Annotated in this window: 35 protein-coding genes; 9 read left to right on the forward strand and 26 right to left on the reverse strand. The window is 60.4% G+C overall.

What is annotated here, in order from left to right; all coding sequences use genetic code 11:
• Positions 1 to 68: 68 nt before the first annotated feature.
• On the reverse strand, positions 69 to 872 hold the full coding sequence (locus F6X61_RS02800; RefSeq protein ID WP_153785289.1) for a hypothetical protein: 804 nt from the start codon (positions 870 to 872) through the stop codon (positions 69 to 71).
• Positions 873 to 915: 43 nt separating this feature from the next.
• A complete protein-coding gene (locus F6X61_RS02805; protein WP_153785290.1) occupies positions 916 to 1,269 on the reverse strand; it encodes a hypothetical protein in 354 nt (117 codons plus the stop codon).
• A gap of 268 nt (positions 1,270 to 1,537) precedes the next feature.
• On the opposite strand from F6X61_RS02805, the gene F6X61_RS02810 reads away from it, so the two are divergent.
• Positions 1,538 to 1,687, forward strand: coding sequence for a hypothetical protein (locus F6X61_RS02810; RefSeq protein WP_153785291.1), 150 nt, complete (start codon positions 1,538 to 1,540; stop codon positions 1,685 to 1,687).
• Positions 1,688 to 1,725: 38 nt separating this feature from the next.
• Here the strand turns inward: F6X61_RS02810 and F6X61_RS02815 are convergent, their stop codons facing one another.
• Positions 1,726 to 2,304: a hypothetical protein gene (locus tag F6X61_RS02815; RefSeq protein WP_153785292.1), complete on the reverse strand. Its 579-nt coding sequence runs from the start codon at positions 2,302 to 2,304 to the stop codon at positions 1,726 to 1,728.
• A 192-nt stretch (positions 2,305 to 2,496) separates the two neighbouring features.
• Between F6X61_RS02815 and F6X61_RS02820 the strand changes: the two genes are divergently transcribed.
• The 5 genes from F6X61_RS02820 (at position 2,497) to F6X61_RS02840 (ending at position 4,429) form a co-directional block, all read left to right on the forward strand.
• Entirely contained in the window at positions 2,497 to 2,835 is a 339-nt protein-coding gene (locus F6X61_RS02820; protein WP_153785293.1) for a hypothetical protein, read from the forward strand.
• Positions 2,836 to 2,855: 20 nt separating this feature from the next.
• Positions 2,856 to 3,065 (forward strand): hypothetical protein, encoded by a 210-nt coding sequence (locus tag F6X61_RS02825; protein WP_153785294.1) that lies wholly within the window; start codon positions 2,856 to 2,858, stop codon positions 3,063 to 3,065.
• 94 nt (positions 3,066 to 3,159) lie between these two features.
• Positions 3,160 to 3,708 (forward strand): hypothetical protein, encoded by a 549-nt coding sequence (locus F6X61_RS26900; RefSeq protein WP_178125748.1) that lies wholly within the window; start codon positions 3,160 to 3,162, stop codon positions 3,706 to 3,708.
• Positions 3,709 to 3,993: 285 nt separating this feature from the next.
• A complete protein-coding gene (locus F6X61_RS02835; protein ID WP_153785295.1) occupies positions 3,994 to 4,230 on the forward strand; it encodes a hypothetical protein in 237 nt (78 codons plus the stop codon).
• Between the two features lie 10 nt (positions 4,231 to 4,240).
• Positions 4,241 to 4,429, forward strand: a complete 189-nt coding sequence (locus tag F6X61_RS02840) for a hypothetical protein (RefSeq protein WP_153785296.1) — start codon at positions 4,241 to 4,243, stop codon at positions 4,427 to 4,429.
• Positions 4,430 to 4,501: 72 nt separating this feature from the next.
• Here the strand turns inward: F6X61_RS02840 and F6X61_RS02845 are convergent, their stop codons facing one another.
• From F6X61_RS02845 to F6X61_RS02950, 23 genes are all read right to left on the reverse strand, one after another.
• On the reverse strand, positions 4,502 to 5,119 hold the full coding sequence (locus tag F6X61_RS02845; protein WP_153785297.1) for a hypothetical protein: 618 nt from the start codon (positions 5,117 to 5,119) through the stop codon (positions 4,502 to 4,504).
• Between the two features lie 93 nt (positions 5,120 to 5,212).
• Complete coding sequence (locus tag F6X61_RS02850) at positions 5,213 to 5,560, reverse strand: hypothetical protein (RefSeq protein ID WP_153785298.1); 348 nt, start codon at positions 5,558 to 5,560, stop codon at positions 5,213 to 5,215.
• Positions 5,541 to 5,825, reverse strand: coding sequence for a hypothetical protein (locus tag F6X61_RS26905; RefSeq protein WP_178125749.1), 285 nt, complete (start codon positions 5,823 to 5,825; stop codon positions 5,541 to 5,543). The genes F6X61_RS02850 and F6X61_RS26905 overlap by 20 nt, the downstream gene beginning before the upstream one ends.
• A gap of 191 nt (positions 5,826 to 6,016) precedes the next feature.
• A complete protein-coding gene (locus tag F6X61_RS02855; protein ID WP_153785299.1) occupies positions 6,017 to 6,343 on the reverse strand; it encodes a hypothetical protein in 327 nt (108 codons plus the stop codon).
• Between the two features lie 61 nt (positions 6,344 to 6,404).
• Positions 6,405 to 6,620, reverse strand: a complete 216-nt coding sequence (locus F6X61_RS02860; RefSeq protein ID WP_153785300.1) for a hypothetical protein — start codon at positions 6,618 to 6,620, stop codon at positions 6,405 to 6,407.
• A gap of 7 nt (positions 6,621 to 6,627) precedes the next feature.
• Positions 6,628 to 7,023: a hypothetical protein gene (locus tag F6X61_RS02865; protein ID WP_153785301.1), complete on the reverse strand. Its 396-nt coding sequence runs from the start codon at positions 7,021 to 7,023 to the stop codon at positions 6,628 to 6,630.
• A gap of 14 nt (positions 7,024 to 7,037) precedes the next feature.
• Positions 7,038 to 7,232 carry a hypothetical protein gene (locus F6X61_RS02870; protein WP_153785302.1) on the reverse strand — a complete coding sequence of 65 codons (195 nt, stop codon included), beginning with the start codon at positions 7,230 to 7,232 and terminating at the stop codon, positions 7,038 to 7,040.
• A gap of 15 nt (positions 7,233 to 7,247) precedes the next feature.
• A complete protein-coding gene (locus F6X61_RS02875; protein ID WP_178125750.1) occupies positions 7,248 to 7,508 on the reverse strand; it encodes a hypothetical protein in 261 nt (86 codons plus the stop codon).
• 98 nt (positions 7,509 to 7,606) lie between these two features.
• Positions 7,607 to 7,798: a hypothetical protein gene (locus F6X61_RS02880; protein WP_153785304.1), complete on the reverse strand. Its 192-nt coding sequence runs from the start codon at positions 7,796 to 7,798 to the stop codon at positions 7,607 to 7,609.
• Between the two features lie 57 nt (positions 7,799 to 7,855).
• The gene (locus tag F6X61_RS02885) at positions 7,856 to 8,431 is read right to left on the reverse strand and encodes a DUF262 domain-containing protein (RefSeq protein WP_153785305.1); all 576 of its coding nucleotides are present in this window, start codon (positions 8,429 to 8,431) and stop codon (positions 7,856 to 7,858) included.
• A 145-nt stretch (positions 8,432 to 8,576) separates the two neighbouring features.
• Positions 8,577 to 9,080 carry a hypothetical protein gene (locus tag F6X61_RS27090; RefSeq protein WP_218575526.1) on the reverse strand — a complete coding sequence of 168 codons (504 nt, stop codon included), beginning with the start codon at positions 9,078 to 9,080 and terminating at the stop codon, positions 8,577 to 8,579.
• Positions 9,077 to 9,451, reverse strand: coding sequence for a hypothetical protein (locus F6X61_RS02895; protein ID WP_153785306.1), 375 nt, complete (start codon positions 9,449 to 9,451; stop codon positions 9,077 to 9,079). Before F6X61_RS02895 ends, F6X61_RS27090 begins: the two co-directional genes overlap by 4 nt.
• Positions 9,448 to 9,831, reverse strand: a complete 384-nt coding sequence (locus F6X61_RS02900) for a DUF4031 domain-containing protein (protein ID WP_153785307.1) — start codon at positions 9,829 to 9,831, stop codon at positions 9,448 to 9,450. Before F6X61_RS02900 ends, F6X61_RS02895 begins: the two co-directional genes overlap by 4 nt.
• Complete coding sequence (locus F6X61_RS26910; RefSeq protein WP_178125751.1) at positions 9,828 to 10,139, reverse strand: hypothetical protein; 312 nt, start codon at positions 10,137 to 10,139, stop codon at positions 9,828 to 9,830. The genes F6X61_RS02900 and F6X61_RS26910 overlap by 4 nt, the downstream gene beginning before the upstream one ends.
• Positions 10,136 to 10,798: a hypothetical protein gene (locus F6X61_RS26915; protein WP_178125752.1), complete on the reverse strand. Its 663-nt coding sequence runs from the start codon at positions 10,796 to 10,798 to the stop codon at positions 10,136 to 10,138. The genes F6X61_RS26910 and F6X61_RS26915 overlap by 4 nt, the downstream gene beginning before the upstream one ends.
• A complete protein-coding gene (locus F6X61_RS02915; protein WP_153785308.1) occupies positions 10,795 to 11,178 on the reverse strand; it encodes a hypothetical protein in 384 nt (127 codons plus the stop codon). The genes F6X61_RS26915 and F6X61_RS02915 overlap by 4 nt, the downstream gene beginning before the upstream one ends.
• Positions 11,175 to 11,573 carry a hypothetical protein gene (locus F6X61_RS02920; RefSeq protein WP_153785309.1) on the reverse strand — a complete coding sequence of 133 codons (399 nt, stop codon included), beginning with the start codon at positions 11,571 to 11,573 and terminating at the stop codon, positions 11,175 to 11,177. The genes F6X61_RS02915 and F6X61_RS02920 overlap by 4 nt, the downstream gene beginning before the upstream one ends.
• Complete coding sequence (locus F6X61_RS02925; protein WP_153785310.1) at positions 11,570 to 13,339, reverse strand: DNA cytosine methyltransferase; 1,770 nt, start codon at positions 13,337 to 13,339, stop codon at positions 11,570 to 11,572. Before F6X61_RS02925 ends, F6X61_RS02920 begins: the two co-directional genes overlap by 4 nt.
• A gap of 68 nt (positions 13,340 to 13,407) precedes the next feature.
• Positions 13,408 to 13,605: a hypothetical protein gene (locus F6X61_RS02930; RefSeq protein WP_153785311.1), complete on the reverse strand. Its 198-nt coding sequence runs from the start codon at positions 13,603 to 13,605 to the stop codon at positions 13,408 to 13,410.
• Between the two features lie 234 nt (positions 13,606 to 13,839).
• Entirely contained in the window at positions 13,840 to 14,646 is an 807-nt protein-coding gene (locus F6X61_RS02935) for a hypothetical protein (RefSeq protein ID WP_153785312.1), read from the reverse strand.
• Positions 14,643 to 15,368, reverse strand: a complete 726-nt coding sequence (locus F6X61_RS02940; RefSeq protein WP_153785313.1) for a hypothetical protein — start codon at positions 15,366 to 15,368, stop codon at positions 14,643 to 14,645. Before F6X61_RS02940 ends, F6X61_RS02935 begins: the two co-directional genes overlap by 4 nt.
• 56 nt (positions 15,369 to 15,424) lie before the next feature.
• Entirely contained in the window at positions 15,425 to 16,252 is an 828-nt protein-coding gene (locus F6X61_RS02945) for a hypothetical protein (protein WP_153785314.1), read from the reverse strand.
• 25 nt (positions 16,253 to 16,277) lie between these two features.
• Positions 16,278 to 17,432, reverse strand: a complete 1,155-nt coding sequence (locus tag F6X61_RS02950; RefSeq protein ID WP_153785315.1) for a phosphoadenosine phosphosulfate reductase family protein — start codon at positions 17,430 to 17,432, stop codon at positions 16,278 to 16,280.
• A gap of 153 nt (positions 17,433 to 17,585) precedes the next feature.
• On the opposite strand from F6X61_RS02950, the gene F6X61_RS02955 reads away from it, so the two are divergent.
• The 3 genes from F6X61_RS02955 to F6X61_RS02965 all read left to right on the forward strand — a co-directional run bounded on the left by F6X61_RS02955 (position 17,586) and on the right by F6X61_RS02965 (position 19,223).
• Entirely contained in the window at positions 17,586 to 18,242 is a 657-nt protein-coding gene (locus tag F6X61_RS02955) for a hypothetical protein (protein WP_153785316.1), read from the forward strand.
• Positions 18,243 to 18,319: 77 nt separating this feature from the next.
• The gene (locus F6X61_RS02960) at positions 18,320 to 18,565 is read left to right on the forward strand and encodes a hypothetical protein (RefSeq protein ID WP_153785317.1); all 246 of its coding nucleotides are present in this window, start codon (positions 18,320 to 18,322) and stop codon (positions 18,563 to 18,565) included.
• Positions 18,566 to 18,647: 82 nt separating this feature from the next.
• Positions 18,648 to 19,223, forward strand: a complete 576-nt coding sequence (locus tag F6X61_RS02965) for a hypothetical protein (protein ID WP_256671270.1) — start codon at positions 18,648 to 18,650, stop codon at positions 19,221 to 19,223.
• Positions 19,224 to 19,241 lie beyond the last annotated feature (18 nt).

A 19,241-nucleotide genomic window follows, 5' to 3' on the forward strand; every position in this document is an offset into this window, starting at 1 on the left:
TTATTCCCGCTCCCCCATCCATTGGTTGCTTGGGCCTGACCCAAGCCCAGGTAGCCCTTTCGGCGCTATCAGGTAGTTGCGCTGTCGCTCTGGCACTCCAGCTCCGCCCAAACGCTCGGCGGCATCGGTGGGCAGAAACCATCCCAGTCTTGCAGCCAGCATGGTTCTTTCACGTTTGACAGCCGCTGGCGCAGGGTAGGGGCGGGCTGGTGGCTGGTGCAGGTCTGGACGGCATCCAGTTGCGTGTCGGTGCAGGGCAGAGCGTCGGCCAGGCCAAAGCACTGGTACGCGGTATCGCTGCTCAGGACCGCAAGAGCCTGTTCAGGCGTGTACGCTGCCACCACGACCGTTTCTGCGAACCGAAAAGCGATCAGCCCGGTTGCGCCGTGCAAAGCGCCAGCAGCGCTCACGCCCGGCAGCCCGCGATCAGCCGGCGTCACCTGCAGACAATGAGGACAGGAGGTCTCGCCATCCTCGCCGATGACCACGCCTTTGTCGTAGCAGCTCATGCAGAGCGGCTCCACTGCCGGGCCTGGCAGCCTGGCGATCGCTGCACGCTCTTGGCCCATGTCGTCGTACGGGTCCGCATCGGCCACCGTGCTCGACTCCGAGCGGTATGGCTCGCCGCACTTGCTGCAGCCCTGCTGAAACGGCACGAACTCATGCGCTCCATCAGCGCACAACCCATCCATCGGCGCTGCGTCGGCGCGTACGCCGTCGCCAGTGGTGTCCTCGCAGAACTCCGCGTCGCATTCCGGGCAGAACGTCAGGCCGCATTCCTGGGCTTCGGTACACTGCTTGCAGCCAGGGGTTGGACCGTATTCGGTGTCAGGGGCGGCGGCAGCCTGATCCTGTGCCAAATTGCTTGTCATGACTGATTGTCCTTCGTCAGATATTGTTCAAAGGGGGCGCCCGCTACTGCAGTGGCACGAATCCAAGCTTGATTGATCTATCAATGCGGTCGAGCATTCTCACCGTCGCCTCTTGCGTCCTAATACTGTCCTCGTAGTCGTTGAACAGAGGGTCATAAGGAGGCACGGGGTTTTTCACGCGCTGCCTGAGAGCGGTGATTGCCTCGTCCGTGAGCGTCCGGTCTGCAGCAGCAGCCAGAAACTTCTTAGCGACATCGTCAACCTCTACGTCGAACAAGACCATGGCGATCAGGTTCAGCATGTAGCCAAACTCAGGCTTCGAATACAGCTCACAAATGTCGGTGAGCTGTCCCTCGCTCTTGTCAGGTGATACGGCTTGAGCGGCCGGGTATGTCATAGCGGCATGTCCTTAGTCAGCGGCTGCGGCCAGGCGGGGCATGCCGAGGCTCAGGGGCCGGCCCGACGTAGACGTACTCGCTCAAGTCGAAGTCGTAGAGATACCCGTGCCGGTATGCCTCCTCGCGCGCATTCGAGAGCTTTTCAGCCATCGTTTTCACGGGCTTGCGCATGGCTGCGCGGCACCTGGCTTTTACCCACTCGGGAAGGCCCACGGCTGCACTACCCGGCGGCTGCTTAGCGGCGGCGCCCGCACATGGAACCGATGTATGGACGATCTGGACGCTGAGACTGCTTGCAACGACAGGGTCCACAAGGCGCTCACCTCCAGCGGACTCGGCTTTACACATGGTTTTCTTCCTTTCGCAGAGGAGTGCAGCCCGCGGCGCCAGCAACTGCGCCACGGTTTGTCGATGTAAAAAATAATTATACCTTGTGCCCAGGATCAAAAGGTTTGCTACTGGACCGCGTTTGCCTTGGCTTCGCGCGCTGCCTTGATGTCTGCTCGGCAGGCCGCCTCGATATCGAGTAGGGCGGAGAGCTCATGGTCATACCAGGCACGATCGTCAGCATCCTTGGCATGGCCACGCTGGAACTTCAGGGCACGCCGGTAGTTATCCAGGTGGGTGACCAGCATCTCGGCCAAGTTCTCATGCCCCTTGTAGTCAGCACCCGACGTGATTGGCGCCACTGAGTCAGAGACGACATCCTGATAAAGCATGGCACCTACCTTTGGGGGTTCAATGAACCAGTGCAACTTCGGCACCTGCTCGCCGAAGGCAACACTAAAGCCAATGACTTTCGCCACGGCGAGGGCTTGAGGCGCCTTGGTCCCCTCACCCTGATCGGCAACCCCATCAACCACGTAGAGCTTGGTGCCGATAGAAGGCTGTACCGACCAGCGCAGCTTGGGAGCCCACCCACCATAGGTGAAAGTTCGTGCAATCACCTCAGCTACAGCGATGCGCGCAGCGACGCCGGCAGGCGCATCCGTCACGAGAGCCGAGGTTGTCTGGGTCTGAGTGGTGTTCGACATAGTCTTGCTCCTTTATGCCTAATGGCCTGCCAAGAAACACGAAGCAGGCTGGGTATGGAGTCTATTGTGTTCCATTTAACGGAATTGATGCAAGTGATATATTTCCGTAAACGGTAAAAATAAATCTTGCCGAGTATATAGTATGTTGTATCCTTTGACGGGTCAGATCAACTGCCAGAAGGGAATACAGTCATGTCCGAGCCAGTAGTAAAACTCCCTACCAAATGGGTGATTTGCAGCGTTTGCAACGGCGAAGGCCACGTATGCCACCCAGCCTTTGAAAACGGCATCACCCAGTCAGAAATGGCCGAGTGGCATGAAGATGAAATCCGCCATTACTTCGCCGGCGAATACGACGTCAACTGCGAGGAGTGCAAAGCGACCGGCAAGGTGAGGATCCTCGACCCGTCGCGGATGACCTTTGCCCAGAAGCGTGAGGCGGTACTGATCCGCCAGGAAGCACGGGAAGAAGCAATAGCGCGCCGCGAAATGGACGCGGATGTCCGCGCCGAAAGATCCATGGGCTGCTGATTACAGAACGAGGTGTGCAAGTGGCTTTCAAGCTCGAAGTGAAGAAGGTGAAGCGCAGCTGGTGTGTTGTGGCCGGAGTCTCTGTCCTGGCCAAACACAAGACGGAACAGCAGGCGACCACCGACCTGCAGGAGAATCTGGCGCTGTTCGAGTTCTGGGCAGGTAGCGCCAGCGTAAGCGTCGAGAACACCCCACCAGTGGTGGTCAACCTAACCACGCAAGCGGGCTAGTCGACAAAGAGCACCGCCCCACCTGGGGCGGCTCACAAAGTTTTGCGAGAGCCCGTTCGATGAGCAGGCTGCCGAAAACACACGGAGCGATGCAATGACCAAGACTCAATACCAGCTCGACAAGGAAGCCCGGTACCGGACCGAGGGCTTCACCATCATGGATGAGGAGCGGCCGGCGATCGGTAAGCGGGTCGAAGCGATCCGCGTTTTCCAGCCTCGCGGATTAGGTGGGGTCATCCTGGGCACCGAGTACAAGATCGTGCCGATCATTCGGACCTCGGAGCACCACTACACCGACACGCTCAACAAGGACACCGACCTTGTGTACAGCGCGTTCGAGGGCTGGCGGGAACTGCAAACCTACGCTGATGAGCCTGATGGCCAGGAGCGTCCGCCAACAGTGTTCGATCCTCTGCAGCTCCCTGAAGCCGTTCATGCCGCAGCGGTGGAGATGCTCAGGCTGATCGGAGAGGCGGATACCAGCGCCAACCTCGATCATCACCATGCGCGTGCCGACAGCTTCGTGCTCGGGCTGGATACCGGCCGCTGCGTTTCTGATGAGGTGGCCGGCAAGATGTGGCTGTACTTCGAGCGCGCCAAGGCCACGCGGCTTGCCCACCTGAAAGATCAGCAGCCCATCTGAAGGAGGAGGCCGAGCCATGACCCAGAAAGCACGAAGCAAGTTGGCGCTGTCGCTGAAGCTGGCTCGCGAATGTTCGCGTGATAGCTGGCAGTGCACCGACCTTTCACTACGCGACCGGCAGTGCATGCGGCAGATCTCCCGAGAGAGCATCGCGGACGCACGTTACTGGCGATCACAGCTGTAGCAGCCAGATTTCACTAGCTGGCCTTGGAACGCCCAGGGCCAGATGGGAAATCAACCACGAGATGGCGGACAAACTCCCCGTCCGCTCCAGCAGGTACGCAGATGAAAATGCAGAAAGTCGCGGAATTGGAAGCCCAACTGAAGGTGACCGGCGGCGCCGAACGTCAGGCAATCGAAGACCAACTCACCATCGCGATGGTGGAGTTGGAATTGAGCGAGCTGGCCTTGCTGGGCGCGTGTTCCATCACCGAGCTGTCACCCCAGCAGAAAGTCGACGCGGTAGAAATGCGCCATGGCGGCATGAAGCTCAGCGAAATCGCCAGCTACTACGCGCGCTAGGGCAATGGGCATGGACGACCAAGGAAAGGCAGCAGCGATAATTGATGACGCCGAAAAGGCGTTGGATGAGTTACGCCTTAATGCCTCCCGCTGGCGCTTCTACAGCGCGAAAGTCGCGGCCATTCTGAACATCTCCATTGAAGAGTTCGAGCGGGAGGTCGACGGTGCAATGGCCGCTCAGGGCAAGGCCGATGAGTAAGCCAGCTGGCGCGGATCACCAGCCCCCGACCTTCCCCTAGCTGGTGGTCGGTAGGCTGGCGATCTGGCCAACCTAGCAAAAGTATCCTGGCGGCAGGGTGATTAACCGGCCAAACCATTTGAGTTCTGCCTCCAGGTTCTCACCTGAGATATTCCTCACATACTCGCCATTTACGGCAATCTCGATGCGCCCATGCTTGAGGTCCAGTAACCGTGCAGTGAGGACCTTCATCACACCGTCCTCCTCCTCGATCGAGTACGGGACTGGTGTGCCGGCCTTGAAGTACTCCAGCTGCTGGTTGATCTTGTACTGGTTGGTGAACAGCACAGCTCCGAGCGCGGCCGCTTCCCACATGTCCTGGTTCGCGTCGGACCACGCACCCAGCGTTCCGTCCTCCTCCTTGGCGCCAGCAAATGCGGCCTCCCCTGGGCTTGAGAATTCCACTGGTGCAAGCATCTTTCCGGCAATTGCCAGTTTGAGGCCGCTGAACGCCTCTTCAGCCTGTGCTGCCCGCTCGGCCAGGGACTGGTGGGCGAGTTCGCTTTCCTTCAGCTGGTGCTCCAGCTGCGCCCCGATCATCTCGGCGCCTGCAGCGCGAGCCTCGAGGCTGGCCTGTAGCTTGTGAGCCTCGCTCAAAAGGGCTTCAAGCCTGGCCACCTCTGCAGCGTGTGCTTTCTTCGAAACGAACATGGTCACTCCATCCAGGGTGTACGTGCGTCGGCCGTTATCGGGCCCTCATACGACAAAAGCCCGCAATCAAGCGGGCCGAGGTGAAACGGTGCTTCACTTGAAGAAGGTGTTGAACGCTCCAACGAACCCGTACACCGACCAGATACAGCCCGCCAGAGTGGCGAGGTCGTAGATAATCGCGTCCTTCGTTTTGCTCTTGAATGGAGAGCCGTGCACTGATGTCCTGGACGAATAGAACCAGCCTGTGAAAAGGACCGGAAGCGCGACACCTGCAATAGCCATCCCTTTATCCTTCCCGAAGGCGTAGAACACCCAGGCGTTGACCGCGAAAATGGCGAGCACAGAGCGCCAGAAGTAGTACCTGACCAACAGCCTGAAGCCGTCGAGGTTGTCGTCCTCCTTCTGCGCGTTTTGGTCGTTACTACGGTTGTTCATTGCCATTTTGATTCCCGCTCCTTGCTGGTGGGGTTTTCAGTGATTGAGTTGCAGCTTCCAGGGAGCGTAAGGTCGAACCGTCGATGACCGGCATACCACCTCCGTGTTTGCGAACGGGGCGGGCGCTTTCTACGCGAATTCGATCGACCGTTGCTGCTGCGTAGGCAGCCAGCTCGGGCACAGTCAGCGGTGTTCCGTTGAGGGTGTACTGATCGCCGCTACAGGCGACAGTGGCCATCTCCGAGCTGCCCTCCTGCTTGACCTCGATCACCCGAGGGATCGTGATTTCGATGCTGTCTCGATACCGCCAGGACGCTATGGCTGTGCCGGCTGGGCATGACACGTGAGCTGAGACGTATTGAGCCGCGAGCACCTCTTTGGCAGCTTCAAGCTGTGCAGGCGGGGGAGATGCCAGCGCCGCCCCGGCAGAGATAAGCGCAGCGCCGATTGGAGCGTAAGGCATCAGGCGCCCCCGCTACACGCAGCGCTCTCGGCCACCAGCCGCGAAGGGTTCTGCTCGACGCCTTTGAAGGTCTTGCCCTGGGCGACGGCCTCCAGTTTGGCGGCGCTCATGACCTCGAATTGCCACAGTGCAGGGGACCCTGCACGGCAGAACGTGAAGCTGAACGGGTACTTGGTCTCGACGACGTGGGCGTCTGCGATCTGCGCTTTGCGCAGGGTGTTGTTGGCCCAGGCCGTGAAGTCGGGCGCCCCTAAGCCTGCAGCGCCAGCGGCCGTCGACGCGAGCGCCAGCGGGAGGAACAAAGTCTTAAACATCTTCAACTGCATACTCCTGAAAATCCTTGGGGCGTCCGCGCCCTCAAGCAAGCCTATTTGAGCGGTATCGGCGCTACGACTTGCGGCTTGAGCCCGACTGCGCGATCTCCGCTTCCAGCTGGGCGTCACGCGCGGCCAGTTCCACGGCCAACTCCTCATCACCGTCAAACCAGCCGCCGTCGGAAAGCCCGGCTTCTTCGCTCAGCAGGACGCTTACATTCATTGCGGCGACATCCACGTCGCCTTGAGCTGCAGCGATCGCCGCCTGAATTTTTTCTCGTAGGAGCATGCGTGGATCATCCTTCAGTGGCTGGGACCGGTGGGGTAGAGCAGGGCGACTCCTCAATGACCAGGTCCTGCACTTCGTCCCAGTCATCAGGTCGTGCGGCGCCGGTTGCGAATGCAAAGCGCATCCCGACGCTGGGCATACGCTTTTTCATGAGGTATGCGGCTGCGCCAGCGCACATGGCCTCGTGCCCAGACGCTGTGTAGTTGCCATCCTCGTCCCATTCACCGCCGCGCGCGGAATGAACGGTCTTGTGACATTGAAAGGTGCTGTGGTCGTCCTCGACCAGGGCGCTGATGATGCCCTCCAGTCGACCTGGCGCCAGCTCAATCGCGCCCTTCTTGAGAAAGGGGCAGTTGACGCAAGGGCGCTTGAGGCGCAGGTGGTGCTTGAACGGGTTGCGCATCGGCTTGGTCCTTGTCATGGCAATGCGGCGACCTGCAGCTGGCGGGCCCCGATTTCCGTCAACTCTTGGTCGTACTGGTCGACCAGAGCGCGGTACTCCTTTTCTTCCCAACTCGCCAGTCCACCGTTGACGAGGACAGATAGGCAGTACGCCTTCTGGCCCCGCAGGGTGGTGAGCTGGTCGTTGATGAGCTGCTCGTAGTGGCTCACGGCTCGCAGCCCTCGTCAGTGACAAACAGCAGTCAAAGGAACTTGGCCGGCACTATCTACCAGCGCAGCGATCCCGCGCCAGCTCTTGTAGTTGCGCTCAACCTCTTCGAGGCTGCCGAAGTCTTTCCAGCTTTCGCCCCCCATGCCCCAGACCCGAGTAGCAGCATTTTTCGTTTTCATGCGCCAGCCATCGCGGTGCTTCTCCAGCACCATGTGGGTGCCGCGATTTGTCACGGTGTAGCTGTTGTCGTCGATCTGTTGAATGGTGGCCATCATTGGTGCTCCGTACTGGGCAACTAGGAATACGCCTATTGTAATTCCGTTAAACGGAACGCGCAAGACGTAAATAGGCCAGCCCGGCAGACCTTTCGGGCTCAGTTGATGGGTGGCGGCGGGAAGTCAGCCGCGATTACAGCAGCTGGTGATTCTCCCGCCAGGAAGCGGTCGACGTACTCTGCATCAGGGTCATCTGGGGTGCCTGCAACGTCCTCATGGCCGTACTGCAGGCCGAGCTTGTTCACATCTCTGATCCACTGGCGCAACGCCATGGCCTGCTTGTGGTTCATCGTCTTGCTCCTTCTGTGCTGAGGCAGCCAGGGTACTGCCCCCCCGCTGAGGCTCGTTTACGAGGCCTTCTTGGCCTCCTCCAGCAGCGCGCGGACGCGTGCGATCTCTTCCGGTGAGTGAGGGGTTCCGCCAGCGTTGAACGCCAGGTAGTGCTCAAGGAGGTCAACGCGTCGTGTGAACCCATGAATGGCGATCTTCATGTAGAACCGGGACGGGCCGAAATTGGTTCGCGCCAGCTCCTGCGCAGTCCGCCCAAAGGGCTTCACGTTGCCTTTCAGATACTCAGCGATCGCGGTGTAACGCTGCAAGCCGTCAACACACTGCAGCCCAGGTGGCAGATCGGTTTCGGACGGATCGTCATTCCAATGAGGACAGTTGAACTGCAGAAGAAAGCCGCTGCTTGGGACAACGCCACGCAAGCAATTTTCGATGAAATACTGCTGCTGATCACGCGACCAGTCGTGCCCGCGTTGGTAGTCGGGGTTCATCTCCAACCCGCCGTAGTCGGCGCCGAGATTCGCAAAGCTTTCTTCAAGGCGATCCCAGCGGCAATCGGCGGTGTACTTCGCAGTGTTGAGCGGCTTGATCAAGCTGATGAGTTGTTGCTCGAAGTCGGAAACTTGGCGTGGCATAGGGTACATCCTTCTCAGAAGGAGCCCGGATAGCCGGGCGGGGAAGTAGTAGTGGCGCCATTGTTGTTCCGTTTAAAGGAACTGTCAACGCTAATTTCTACCGCCCCTGTCTGCCCGGTCAGACATCCATCGAGGTACTACCCGGTTATTGAACTACGCGCCGGCGAATAGGAACCATTGCGCCTGGGCTGTAGAACCTACCCACGAACAGGTCGGGCCCGGCTGGTAGCCAGGTGGTCGCGTTGTCGTCCAGGTACTCGTCTGCCCGATCGATCACATCCACTGCCGTCAGTAACCGGTAAGCCTGCCCGGCGGCAGGCGGGGATGACGCTTGCGCCTGGTCGATCATCTCTACCAGATGCTTCTGCGGCGTATAGGCTAGCTTCACTTTCAGCAGGTCCAGCAGAGCTTCACGGTCGGCCAGCTTCCGCTCGGCCGCCCATTGCAACTCCTCAGCTTGAGTGCGTGCGTCGTTCAGAAGTTCGCCGCGTGCTTTCTCGATCCGCACAGCTTCGCCAAGCCGTTCGACCTCCTCGAGCAGGGCCTGTGCACCGGTTGCAAGCTCTCTGTGGTACTCGTCTGCACAGAACCGGCGATCGGTGGTCACGTGTTCAGCCAAGGCCTTGATTTGTATTTTGTCGATGGTCATGGCTGCACCTGCTGCGTGTTGCACAGCACAACTTCGTCGCCATCCAAGGCTTGTACAGGACCAAGACTGGCCAGGACCTTGAGCGCGGCAGGTCGGTTTGCCTTCAAAGCCTGTCGCTCGGCCGCCATCCAAATGTCTAGGCCTGTTCCACTTCCCCCGGTGCCGCCATAGGTAGAGACGGACTCTGCCTCTTCCTTGGCGGATTCGAGGAAATCTTGCGTGCGGCAATGTGGGCACAAGTGCGAGCAGTCTTGCGGATCGTAACCCTCGCCGGTGCCGGCATCGAACAGGTACCCGCCAGGGCGGCATTCCCAATCGCCGACCGAATAGCCGCAAGCAGCTTCGGGGGCGACTTCATTGTTTTCGCTCACAGCTGATAGCCCTCTTGATTCTTTGGCGCAGGCGCACCTGCTGGTGTTGTTCCGTTTTGCTGTTCGTGCGTGGAGGGCTGGCCCTCCCGCCACTCAATCGCGTCAACCGGAGAGCCGAGTTCGCCGGTGACCTGGCGGCGTCGGCACATGGATGCAAGCTGAGTCGCGTCGATCTCGACGGCGCCGGCCTGCACTGCCAGCGCGCGCTTGCTCATGGCGATGTCGAAGTGCTCCATCCAGTTGCCAGGGTATTGCAGCCACTTGCGCTGCACACCGATCTTATCGGCCATTGCCAGCAACTCTTCCCGAGAGTCGGCCACCATGTGGCACATTTTCATGCGCCCGAAGCTGGCTTTCATGTTGTCGACGTAGACAGTCATCGGCACGCCTCCTGGGCCAGGTGCCAAGGCGTCCAGTAGCCATCGTCCATGGGAACTGCCAACGGCAGAGTCGGGCCGTTCCAGCGAAGGCCGTAGCGCGGCAAGCCTTGGCCAGCTGGTGGCCGCGGTGGCGCCTCGGGCATCAGGCCTTTCAGGCGCTCAACTTCTCCGATCAGGGCCAGCACTACCTCAGGAGTGCATTCACTGTAGAACTCAGCCAGGCGGCGTTCCTCTTCAGCCTGATCCGCGCAGCGTGTTGCGTCGCAGGCCAGGGCAGTCGCTTTCAAGTCGTCGTGGTTGTATGTCATACGCCGGTCACCTGGCCATCCTCAGCCTTGGGGAAACGAATTGGCGCACCACAACGGCACCGGACATCACCACCACTCAGGGCCTTGTAGAAGCCTTTATCGTTGCACCACTCGCACGGGGCGTCACGGCGCAGGATCTCCCGCAACGCGGTCAGACCAGCACCGATGGCATCATTCGCCATTTCGCTGAACTCATTAGAGCAGCGCCATGACATTTCGATGTTTCTGGCCAAGTCCAGGGGCAGGCTGACCATGCCCTGCTGCTTGTGATGGAAGGCATCCGCTAGAACTTTGGGGCGCTCACCGCGCTGGTGCAGCATCATGCACAGGTTGGCCAGGTCTTCGAAGTTGCCCGCGTTGCCCTTCGGTATGTGCTCAATGAACAGGGCGGCCAGGTTCTCGGCGCTGCTGGTGGTCGTGTCATCCCAGCCGCCCCGGCCTTTCTCCCGCGACTTGGCCAGCTTGGCCTTCATCGCAGCAGCAAAGCGGTCGACTGCTGCGTCATCCGGGTGCACGGGCGCGACGGTGCCCGCCAACTGGGCGAGTAGTTCATCGTATGCAGCAGCCATGACAACGTCAGGGCCGTGCGGATCGTAATCGATGTGCCCACCACCCATGGAAAGTAGCTGCACAGCTTTGTAGCGATGGACTCCGCTCATGATTTCTTCTCCTGGCCAGCATGGCCTTCGAGCAGTGCATCACCCTCGCAGGTGATCTCCCACATCGCCGGGCTCCGCTGGACTCGATGGAGCAGACCCAGCTGCACGAGGGTGTCGAACCACTGGCGACCGATATCCGCGCCCTGGCCATCTTCGGCGCAATCCCGGAAGCGCTTCAGCTTGCTGATGACCTTGTTCGCGAAGATGGGAAGATCGCCCTGGTGCTGCTCGGCTGCCTGATCTTTGAACTGGCGCAGAAACTGAGCAGCGTCATTCATGAAGACAAGCGCGCCGTCGCCGGCATGCGCTTCTTCAAGAGCTTCGATTGTTGCTTGCACGCTTATCATATCGGTGTTGCTGGATCGGGCTTCTGTGGTCATGAGCGCATTTCCTTTTGGCGTTCTACGTCGATTTGTTCGTACAGGGCGTCTATCCGAGCCTGCTTTCGGTCAAGCGCTTGATAGCGCTTCATGTGCTCCTTAAGCGCTTTCTCGTAGGGCTCCATCTGCTCCAGGATGCGAAGGCGCTCGACAGCGCTTTCGGTCTGGTTGAAAAGTGTGGCCAGCCTGTCGCGCTCTTTGAGGTCGATCCCATCCAGTGCGTGCCTTTCTGTTCGGCGTGCCTCGATGACTTCCTCTGATTGCTTCTGCCAGCGCTGATACAGCAGCTCGCTCATTTTCGGCTGCCGGAAAAGGCAGTTCTCTCGAACCCAGGCAACCAGCTCGTCCTTGGTCATTAGGTCGAGCACGTCCTTTTGAGGCTTGCCGTGTTTCATGCCGCCACCTGGTCGCGTTCGCTGATCAGTCGGCGGTACTTCCACGGGTCGTTGGCGCGGGCGAAGGCCGCCATCGTCCCTGGGCTGACACTGTTGCCGCACATATGGGTTTGCTCGGTGATAGTGAATTTTTCCCCGTCATGGCCGTGGGTGATGTTGTACGAGTAGGGGAAACCCTGGGCCAGATAGAGCTCGCGAGGGCGCAGCATGCGCATGCGCAGGTCGACGATCAGCCATGGGGTGCCGTCGATCCACACCGTTACGAGCGCAAGAAGGTCATCAATGGAGATTGTCTCGAGGTATGCCTCAACCGAATCCCCATGCCAGCCGGTGTGGTGATAGCGGATCAGGAACTCGGCCACACGCTTGGCGCCCTTGATGTGCTCCTCGCTCAGAGGCGCCTGGGCGAGATCGCTGACAGCCAACCCATGGTGCGTGCCTCCGGCGCTGAGTGTGCGCAGGGGCTCAGGTACCGCGCGGGCGTCACAGTTACCGCGGAAGTGCACCAGGTGAGCCGCGGCTAGTTGCTGCTGGCTGCCGGCCGTCGTGATCGTGCTGACCGCCTTGCGCACGCTGTGGGCCGCAGTAGTGTTCTTGCCGCCATTGCATTGCACGAGAACAGGCGCCACTAGCGAGAAGTGTCCGCCCTTGACCTGAGCGCAGATGGTCGGGATCGACGCATCAGCTGGCATGACGCGCTGCCGAGACCCGTTGGCGTGCTCGGTGAGGAATGGCGCCAGCACCGGGCTGGCCATCATCAACTCGCCGCGCTGGGCCGCAGTAATCGTCGGGAACTGGCCGTCAACGCTGTAGATGCGGGTATCGCCGGCATGAGTAGCAGGCACCATGAACGGCTGGGCTTTCTCAACCACCTCGCGCACAACGCCTTTTGCCAGACGCTGCAGGGTTTTTCGTACCAGGGGTTTCTTGCGCTCGAATATCGAGGTGCCCAGGTCGCTGAAGTCCAGGCACTCGGCCGCGGTGCGGTGTGGCTTCTGGCCTTTTGCCGGTTTGGCCGCGTGGGTTTTCTCCGGTAGCACTGGTTCCATGCCGTCGGCGGTGGCCACCATGTACAGACGTTCGCGGGTCGTTGGATCGCCGTAGTCGCAGTTGCGCTCCACCCAGTAGTTGACGTTGTAACCGAGGTGACGCAGCGCGGACACGAAGTGGAGCCAAGTGCGGCCCTTTCGCTTGGGGTCGGGTACAAGGAACTGATCCTGGCGCGGCACGCGTTCGCCTACGGCCGCCACGGTACCATCCAGTTTGATCACCCGCCCGCTGATCTTGTCGCGCTTGGCGATCAGCGGGCCCCATTGCTGGATCTGCTTCACGTTCTCCAAGCTCACTACCCATGGCCCCTGGTTAAGCTTTCGCAGCTTGCCAGCGTATTTGATCACCACCCAGCTGAGGTCGCGAATCTCCTCCTTTCGAGCTTGCCCACCCTTGGCCTGGCTGAAGTGACGGCAATCGGGGGATGCGTGAAGCCAGCCGACTACACGCCCAGCTGCTGCCTCTAGTGGGCATACACCCCATACATCGGTCGTGTAGTGCTTAGCATGCGGGTGATTGACCGTGTGCATGCTGATTGCTTTGGGGTTGTGATTGATGGCCACGGCCACCTTGCGCCCAAGGCCGATCTCCAGGCCCGTGCTGGCCCCGCCACCGCCGGCGAACAGATCGATGATGATGGCGTCGTCGTCCTCGTTCAGGGACAAGGCGAACTGAGTGTTGAAGTCGAGCGGTTGTTTTTTCTGGAACGCGGTCATAGCTGGGCCTCGCCAGGGCGGCGTTGATCACTGAAAGCGGGGGATGCGCCCGGCGAACCGGGCGAGAGTTAAGCGGTGAGAAGCGCGGGCACTTCGCGAATAGCGACCTTGACCAGATCGCCGAAATAGCGGGCGGTGTTCCCCTCAGGATCGGCCAGGACAACATCGAGGATGTCCTTGGGTTGAACGCCAGCTTTCTTGGCCATCAAGGACAGAGCCTCCGCGGCTGCGAGGGCGGCGATATGGAGTCGAAGTTCAATGCTCATTGACGGAAAGCCTTGTTTTGTTGGGTTATGCCGCCATTCTAGTTCCGTTAAACGGAACGGTCAACGATATTTCAAATGCATCTTCAATCTACTGCCTTGGAAATCTAAAGCCCTGCTGATATTCTCCCCATCGAAGTCGATAGGGCTGCCCTAGCGGTGCGTGGAAGTACTCTTCCGTTGGCTTCCCCTACATGAAAAAGTCGAGCAGCTGCTCGACTTTTTTTTGCCCTAATTTCAGCTGGATTGCTGATCCATCAACTGCGCAATCGATGGCCCAGGAACGCCCAGATGCAAATCCGCAAACTGTTGCCGCAGGCCGGCGACCTTTGCAGACCACGGGCGGATGAAGTCGCGGCCAGGGTTGAGGCACGAGCCATTGGCCTCAAGTTGAAAGGCCGCCAGCACCTCGTCTATCAGGCCGCCCATGGCCGCCAAGCCGTTGTGCATCTGCTCGGTGTAATCCAGCGCAGCGGCAGCGCCTCCCATCGACAGGGCGTATTCACCTCGTGTGCAGGCATCTGCCAGTTCAGGCTCGGCATTGGGGTTCTCGGGCTTGGCCAACTCAACGACGCGCTTCAGAGAGGCGGCAATCTGCTTGGAGCCAGCATGGGCGACGCCAAGCGACAGCTTCAGGTCCTGCACCTGGGCTCTCGTCGCCTCGAGCTCAGCAAAGATCGCATCTGCCTGGTGCTGGGTGGCCACCGCCTTTTCACATGCCGCGATGAGCGCTTGGGCACCCTCGGTCTTCTGGCAAATGCCCATCATCGAGATGGCACTTCGAAGGTCTTCGTGAAACGCAGGTGCCATCGCCAACTCGCCATGACTGGCGCGCAGAGACATGATGGTTGCCACGCCGGCATCAGTGATTGCAAAGCGATTGGGGCCGCACGCGCGGACTACACCGACACCTGCGAGCGAGGCCAGGCGCTCGTTGGGTACATCGTAGGCCTCCCCATCGTCGCAGGTTTCACAGAAGCGGAGCAGGTCCGCCTGCTGCTGGTCGCTGAGCTGGATGAGGACGTTCACTCGGTTGCTGTTCATGCTGACCGCTCCATGGCGTGCTTTTGGTTGGCGAGATTCCAGTTTGAGCTCAGTGCATCACGGCTGAAGGCCTGCACTGACTTCCCACACTGCTTGCAGGTCAGGCTGAATGCCATGGAATCCCCCCCGCACCGACCGACTTGGAAGTTGTTGACCGCCCCGCAGTTGCAAGGGTTGAGTAGCTGCGGCCCTGGTACGGGCGCCAGCAAGGAAGCCAGCTGATTGCAGACCTTGCCGCGCTCATCAGGGGGCAGAAGTGCTGTTAGCGCCGTGTCGATTAGTTGCCAGGTCACCATGCGGGTGCTCGGCAGCGAGCGCCGGGATTTCCCGTCTCGGTTCGCCGGCGTTGCAACTTCTGGCAGCGCTTCAGCGAACCAGGTGGGGCAGCTCAGGGGGCGTTCACCCTGGGCCATGCGGCGCATGTCGTTTGCGTAGTTGAGGTGCTCGACCACCTTGCTCTCGGCGTGAAGGCGAGCTTCCGTTTCGTCGCTGCCGCGCTCGGCCAGGTCGACCTTCCACGAATCGGAGACCGCATCGTGGTAGCCGGCTGCGGTTGTCAGGCCGTGCCGGTCGGGAACCATGATCGCGAGCAATGCGCGCAGCGCCTGGGCAGCTTTGGTGGGGATGAGCAGCGCCTGAGCCCCGGCTGCCTCCTCGATCTGGGCGGCGAGGTTCTGCACCTCACCGCGAAGCGCGTCCTTGTCGATGTTGTGTTCGTCCACTCTAGTCTTCCTCGGTATGGGTGAGCGGGCCGGCAACGCCAGCGCCGGCCAGTTGATCAGTTGCAGTCGAATGAGATCTCGTCGAGGCTCATGCTGGCGGGGTTGAAAAGGTCGTGCTGGGTCCGCGAGTGATGCACCAGCGCTGCGTCCAGCCGGTCGATGGTTTTCGCAAAGCGCGTCACGCTGGTGCCGTCGAACGAGTTCACACCAGCTGCTGCGCAGATACCGATGCGCTTGGCGCTGTTCACTCGGCCGACATGCAGGTAGCAGTTGCGCCGCCTGGCGAGCTTCGACCAGGCGTCAAGTGAGGACAGCTTGAACACTGTGTCGCCACCAATGAAGAGGCCCGTAGTGGGGGAGAGCAGCTCTCGGACATCATCGGGAATCATGCCGTTCTGCACCGCGACCAACAGGCGAGTCGGGATGCCCTTGAGCCGCTCCAGCCATTTGAGCGAGTACTCCAAGGACTCCATGCCGCCGCAAACGATGTCCGGCACGACGATCCAGTCTGCGCCTTCGCCCAGTTTCTCCACCACGCGGCCGAAGGCCACCTCGTCGAAACGCTCTCCTTGTTGGAAGGCAGTCCATGCCCCATTGTCGATGGCGTACCGCATCCCCTCGGTACGCAGCACGCCCTTGGCTGAAACCAACAGCCGCCACCCAGCTGCACGCATGGCGTCCAGATTTCGCCGGGTGCCGGTTCGGCTGGCGTAGGAGATCATCGGCGGCGGGAGGAGCGGCAGCCGCTCCTCGACGACAGGGTCGAGGTCCGCCGCTCCGTCGACTCCGTAGTAGTCGGCGTAGGCCGCCATTCCCTGCGCGAAGCCAATCTTCTGCCCATCGGTGTAGGGTTTCGCCCAGGCGGGCAGGGTGTAAGTGTCCATTGATGGCGCCTTGAGTTGAGTGGCGTTACCAGCCAAGTTGCAGCTGCTCGAGCTGGGGCTGGCCTGGAAGCTGGATGACTTGTGCAGGGGTCTTTTCCAGCTTGGCCGCCAGCAACTCGTCGTAGCGCTCCAGCACGCTCGCAGCGCTGGTGTAGTTGATCGAGCCCAAGTGAACCGCGTCGGCCACCTCAAGGCGGACCTCGGCGATGATCTGGGCTTCGCTGTAGGTTGGCCGGCGAGTTGGCCATCCTTTCTGGTACTCGAGGCCGGACGGGATTCGCGCCTCGGCGATCTCCCGACGGCGCGCAGCCTCCTTGGCAGCCGCATGGCGCGCCAGCAGCTCGTCACCCAGCACGTGGGGGGCTACATCGCCAAGCCAGTTGTTCGACTGGAAAGCGAATGTGGAGTCGGCCTCCAGCGAGACCATACGGCGGTACACGTCATGGTTCTCTGGGCAGGCCGCGGAGGCGCGCAGGTCGGCAGCCGAGGACATCACGCACATGACGCAACTCACTCGCGAAACACCCCAGCGGGTATATGCCTCATGCAGCTCCAACCCACGACGGGCGATGGATGCTTTCACCTCGTCGATAGTCCACTCGATCACCGAGTTCCAGGTAATCCCGTTCACGCCTTTCCAGCTGAGGCGGGGGTCGAGCTTGGAGACATCAGCTTTGCGTCGGCTGGCGCTCTCCTGGCGGCGAATGCCGGTGACGTTGATGATCTCCTGCCCCTTGAAGCGCTTTTTCAGGTAGCTGGCAATCACGGCGCTTTTGAGTTCGCTGGTGCAGAAGCGAAGGCTTGGGGTGCTCCAGGGCAAGATCAGCTTGACGCACTCCATATCGCTGTAGCGGCGCACGTTTGAGGCCCAACGGCTTTCCCAGCGCTCCATGAGACCACCAGCTGCGCGGCGCACGATAACCAACTCCCAGCCGAGCGCTTTTGCGAGCTCGTCACACTTAGCCTCGCTCTGCCGCCACTCCACCATGCCCAGGTCGCTATGCACGAGAAGGCGAGGGCCGGTATGACCGATGGAATCCAGGTACTCACTGGTGGCGATGGCGCAGGCATCACTGTCCTTGCCGCCGCTCACTCCAATGGCGACTACAGCGTTGCGCGCAAGCATTTCCGAGACTTGGTCGGTGAGCGCGACGCCTGGGGAGGAGGGCGGCAGGGACATGTTGTGTGCTCCGATTCTGCGGCTAGCGCTGTTGAATGTGTATATACAGTATCAAGGGAAATCATCCGACGCAAATATATTCGCACTGCGCGAAAGTATTTGATTGGTATGTAGATATCTGTATACTGAGGCCACACCCAAGGAGTTCGACACATGACCACTAGCACCCCAGACCAAGCAGAGCAGAACCCGAACAACAATGGCGCCGATCAGGCCGGCAGCCTGTCCGTGCTGCACAATCCTGCGATCGCCATCCGCTTCGCCTGCTTCGCTGATGCCGTTCAGGCTCTGCGCTACCGGCTCGCCGCGAAGCCAGGGATGGCCCTAATGCTGGGGCAGGGTGAGGTTGCGCTACTGGTCGAGGGCGAGCTCAAGACTTCGTTCTATGACGAAGGGATCGACCTGGATGCCATGGAGGACTTCGATCTCATCCCATGGGCGCGGTCTGACCTGGATTACACCGAGGTTGAGTGCATCCAGTCGCTCGAATGCGCGATGACCAATGACGAGTGGGTGGGGTTCGACCCCGCTGCCGCAGAAAATTGCCCAGTACTGATCGGGCCAACCATCATGGGGGTGGCACTACCTGACGAAGTGCATGGCCTGGTACTCAACATGCTGAATGACCTGCTGCAGGCCAGCACGGAGGCGAAGGTTCGGGAAAGGCGTGGCCGCCTGTACGGCGTGATGCGAACCCTTGAACGCATGCGTCACCCGTTCAAACCAGGCGAGGTGGAGATGGTCGAGATGTACTTCGACCATGAGACCAACAACCGGCTCGAGCGCATCCGCGGCTGGAGCCAGGTTTAGCCCTGGCGGCCACCACCAGCCCTTCCCCTAATCCGGCAAGCCCAGCTTGCCGGCCTGTACACAATGGCGTTTATAAGATGGCAATCGAACTGGTAACTCCATCCTCCGCGATCGACATGATCGGCCCGTATCTCACCGCGAAGGTGACGTGCCCGTTCTGCAAGCTGGAGAACGTCCTGCTCTATCTGGAGAGTTACAGCAGCGCAGTCAAGCCGCACGAAATCTGCCAGCACCTAGCCGCTCGAGATGTGTTGGATGGCGAAACAGTGTTCGAATTCGACTCCGAGCGCGTCGTTACCACTGGCGCCGCTGGCGAAGGTTAGAATGCGCCGCCTGGCGAGCAGAGCCCGCCAACACGAACGCAAATCGCAACCCCAAGCACACGACCGAGCTCAAGGAAAGATCATGTCCACGCCGATAGAGATGCACTGCCCGCACGCCCAGGCAACGGTCGACTTTCTCCAGACTGCCGGCTTGAAGGTCGAAGCGAAGCCCGGCGCCAGCGGTTTCAGTGACGGCGTTGAGATCGCCAGTGGCGGCCTGCTTGTCGACCCATCCGCGCAAGCCTCGAACATCCTTCACGAGGCAGGCCACTGCGCCATCGTGCCCGAGCAATTCCGCCATCTACTCAATGGCGACCTGATGGAAGGGATGCAACAGATCCACCAGGAGATGGCGGCCTTAGCGCTGCACCCTGATCACCCGCTGGAGCGGGCAGTGGTCCAGGCGAGCGACCCTGAAGCCACCGCGTGGGCATTCGCCGCCGGCAGAGCCATTGGGCTTGCAGATGAGGTCACCATCCGTGATATCGATTATGACGGTGAAGGCGAGTTTATCCGGCAAGGTCTGTCCCTGGGCGCCTACATTGGGATCAACGGTTTGTCTCACGGAGGCTTCTGTCAGCTGCGGCCGCTACCCAACCGCGGGCTCCCCATTTACCCAAATCTGGCATTTTGGCTACAACCACGGATTTCCGTTTAGGGTAATATGCCGCCCATG

Origin of the sequence: Pseudomonas sp. EMN2 (genome assembly GCF_009650555.1) — a bacterium.
Classification (GTDB): Bacteria; Pseudomonadota; Gammaproteobacteria; order Pseudomonadales; family Pseudomonadaceae; genus Aquipseudomonas; species Aquipseudomonas sichuanensis.

Coding starts and splice junctions, on each gene's coding strand:
- F6X61_RS02800 (WP_153785289.1), bottom strand. CDS start 872: ATGACAAGCAATTTGGCACAGGATCAGGCTGCCGCCGCCCCTGACACC.
- F6X61_RS02805 (WP_153785290.1), bottom strand. CDS start 1,269: ATGACATACCCGGCCGCTCAAGCCGTATCACCTGACAAGAGCGAGGGA.
- F6X61_RS02810 (WP_153785291.1), top strand. CDS start 1,538: ATGGACGATCTGGACGCTGAGACTGCTTGCAACGACAGGGTCCACAAG.
- F6X61_RS02815 (WP_153785292.1), bottom strand. CDS start 2,304: ATGTCGAACACCACTCAGACCCAGACAACCTCGGCTCTCGTGACGGAT.
- F6X61_RS02820 (WP_153785293.1), top strand. CDS start 2,497: ATGTCCGAGCCAGTAGTAAAACTCCCTACCAAATGGGTGATTTGCAGC.
- F6X61_RS26900 (WP_178125748.1), top strand. CDS start 3,160: ATGACCAAGACTCAATACCAGCTCGACAAGGAAGCCCGGTACCGGACC.
- F6X61_RS02835 (WP_153785295.1), top strand. CDS start 3,994: ATGAAAATGCAGAAAGTCGCGGAATTGGAAGCCCAACTGAAGGTGACC.
- F6X61_RS02840 (WP_153785296.1), top strand. CDS start 4,241: ATGGACGACCAAGGAAAGGCAGCAGCGATAATTGATGACGCCGAAAAG.
- F6X61_RS02845 (WP_153785297.1), bottom strand. CDS start 5,119: ATGTTCGTTTCGAAGAAAGCACACGCTGCAGAGGTGGCCAGGCTTGAA.
- F6X61_RS02850 (WP_153785298.1), bottom strand. CDS start 5,560: ATGGCAATGAACAACCGTAGTAACGACCAAAACGCGCAGAAGGAGGAC.
- F6X61_RS02855 (WP_153785299.1), bottom strand. CDS start 6,343: ATGCAGTTGAAGATGTTTAAGACTTTGTTCCTCCCGCTGGCGCTCGCG.
- F6X61_RS02860 (WP_153785300.1), bottom strand. CDS start 6,620: ATGCTCCTACGAGAAAAAATTCAGGCGGCGATCGCTGCAGCTCAAGGC.
- F6X61_RS02865 (WP_153785301.1), bottom strand. CDS start 7,023: ATGCGCAACCCGTTCAAGCACCACCTGCGCCTCAAGCGCCCTTGCGTC.
- F6X61_RS02875 (WP_178125750.1), bottom strand. CDS start 7,508: ATGATGGCCACCATTCAACAGATCGACGACAACAGCTACACCGTGACA.
- F6X61_RS02880 (WP_153785304.1), bottom strand. CDS start 7,798: ATGAACCACAAGCAGGCCATGGCGTTGCGCCAGTGGATCAGAGATGTG.
- F6X61_RS02885 (WP_153785305.1), bottom strand. CDS start 8,431: ATGCCACGCCAAGTTTCCGACTTCGAGCAACAACTCATCAGCTTGATC.
- F6X61_RS27090 (WP_218575526.1), bottom strand. CDS start 9,080: ATGACCATCGACAAAATACAAATCAAGGCCTTGGCTGAACACGTGACC.
- F6X61_RS02900 (WP_153785307.1), bottom strand. CDS start 9,831: ATGACTGTCTACGTCGACAACATGAAAGCCAGCTTCGGGCGCATGAAA.
- F6X61_RS26910 (WP_178125751.1), bottom strand. CDS start 10,139: ATGACATACAACCACGACGACTTGAAAGCGACTGCCCTGGCCTGCGAC.
- F6X61_RS26915 (WP_178125752.1), bottom strand. CDS start 10,798: ATGAGCGGAGTCCATCGCTACAAAGCTGTGCAGCTACTTTCCATGGGT.
- F6X61_RS02915 (WP_153785308.1), bottom strand. CDS start 11,178: ATGACCACAGAAGCCCGATCCAGCAACACCGATATGATAAGCGTGCAA.
- F6X61_RS02920 (WP_153785309.1), bottom strand. CDS start 11,573: ATGAAACACGGCAAGCCTCAAAAGGACGTGCTCGACCTAATGACCAAG.
- F6X61_RS02925 (WP_153785310.1), bottom strand. CDS start 13,339: ATGACCGCGTTCCAGAAAAAACAACCGCTCGACTTCAACACTCAGTTC.
- F6X61_RS02930 (WP_153785311.1), bottom strand. CDS start 13,605: ATGAGCATTGAACTTCGACTCCATATCGCCGCCCTCGCAGCCGCGGAG.
- F6X61_RS02935 (WP_153785312.1), bottom strand. CDS start 14,646: ATGAACAGCAACCGAGTGAACGTCCTCATCCAGCTCAGCGACCAGCAG.
- F6X61_RS02945 (WP_153785314.1), bottom strand. CDS start 16,252: ATGGACACTTACACCCTGCCCGCCTGGGCGAAACCCTACACCGATGGG.
- F6X61_RS02950 (WP_153785315.1), bottom strand. CDS start 17,432: ATGTCCCTGCCGCCCTCCTCCCCAGGCGTCGCGCTCACCGACCAAGTC.
- F6X61_RS02955 (WP_153785316.1), top strand. CDS start 17,586: ATGACCACTAGCACCCCAGACCAAGCAGAGCAGAACCCGAACAACAAT.
- F6X61_RS02960 (WP_153785317.1), top strand. CDS start 18,320: ATGGCAATCGAACTGGTAACTCCATCCTCCGCGATCGACATGATCGGC.
- F6X61_RS02965 (WP_256671270.1), top strand. CDS start 18,648: ATGTCCACGCCGATAGAGATGCACTGCCCGCACGCCCAGGCAACGGTC.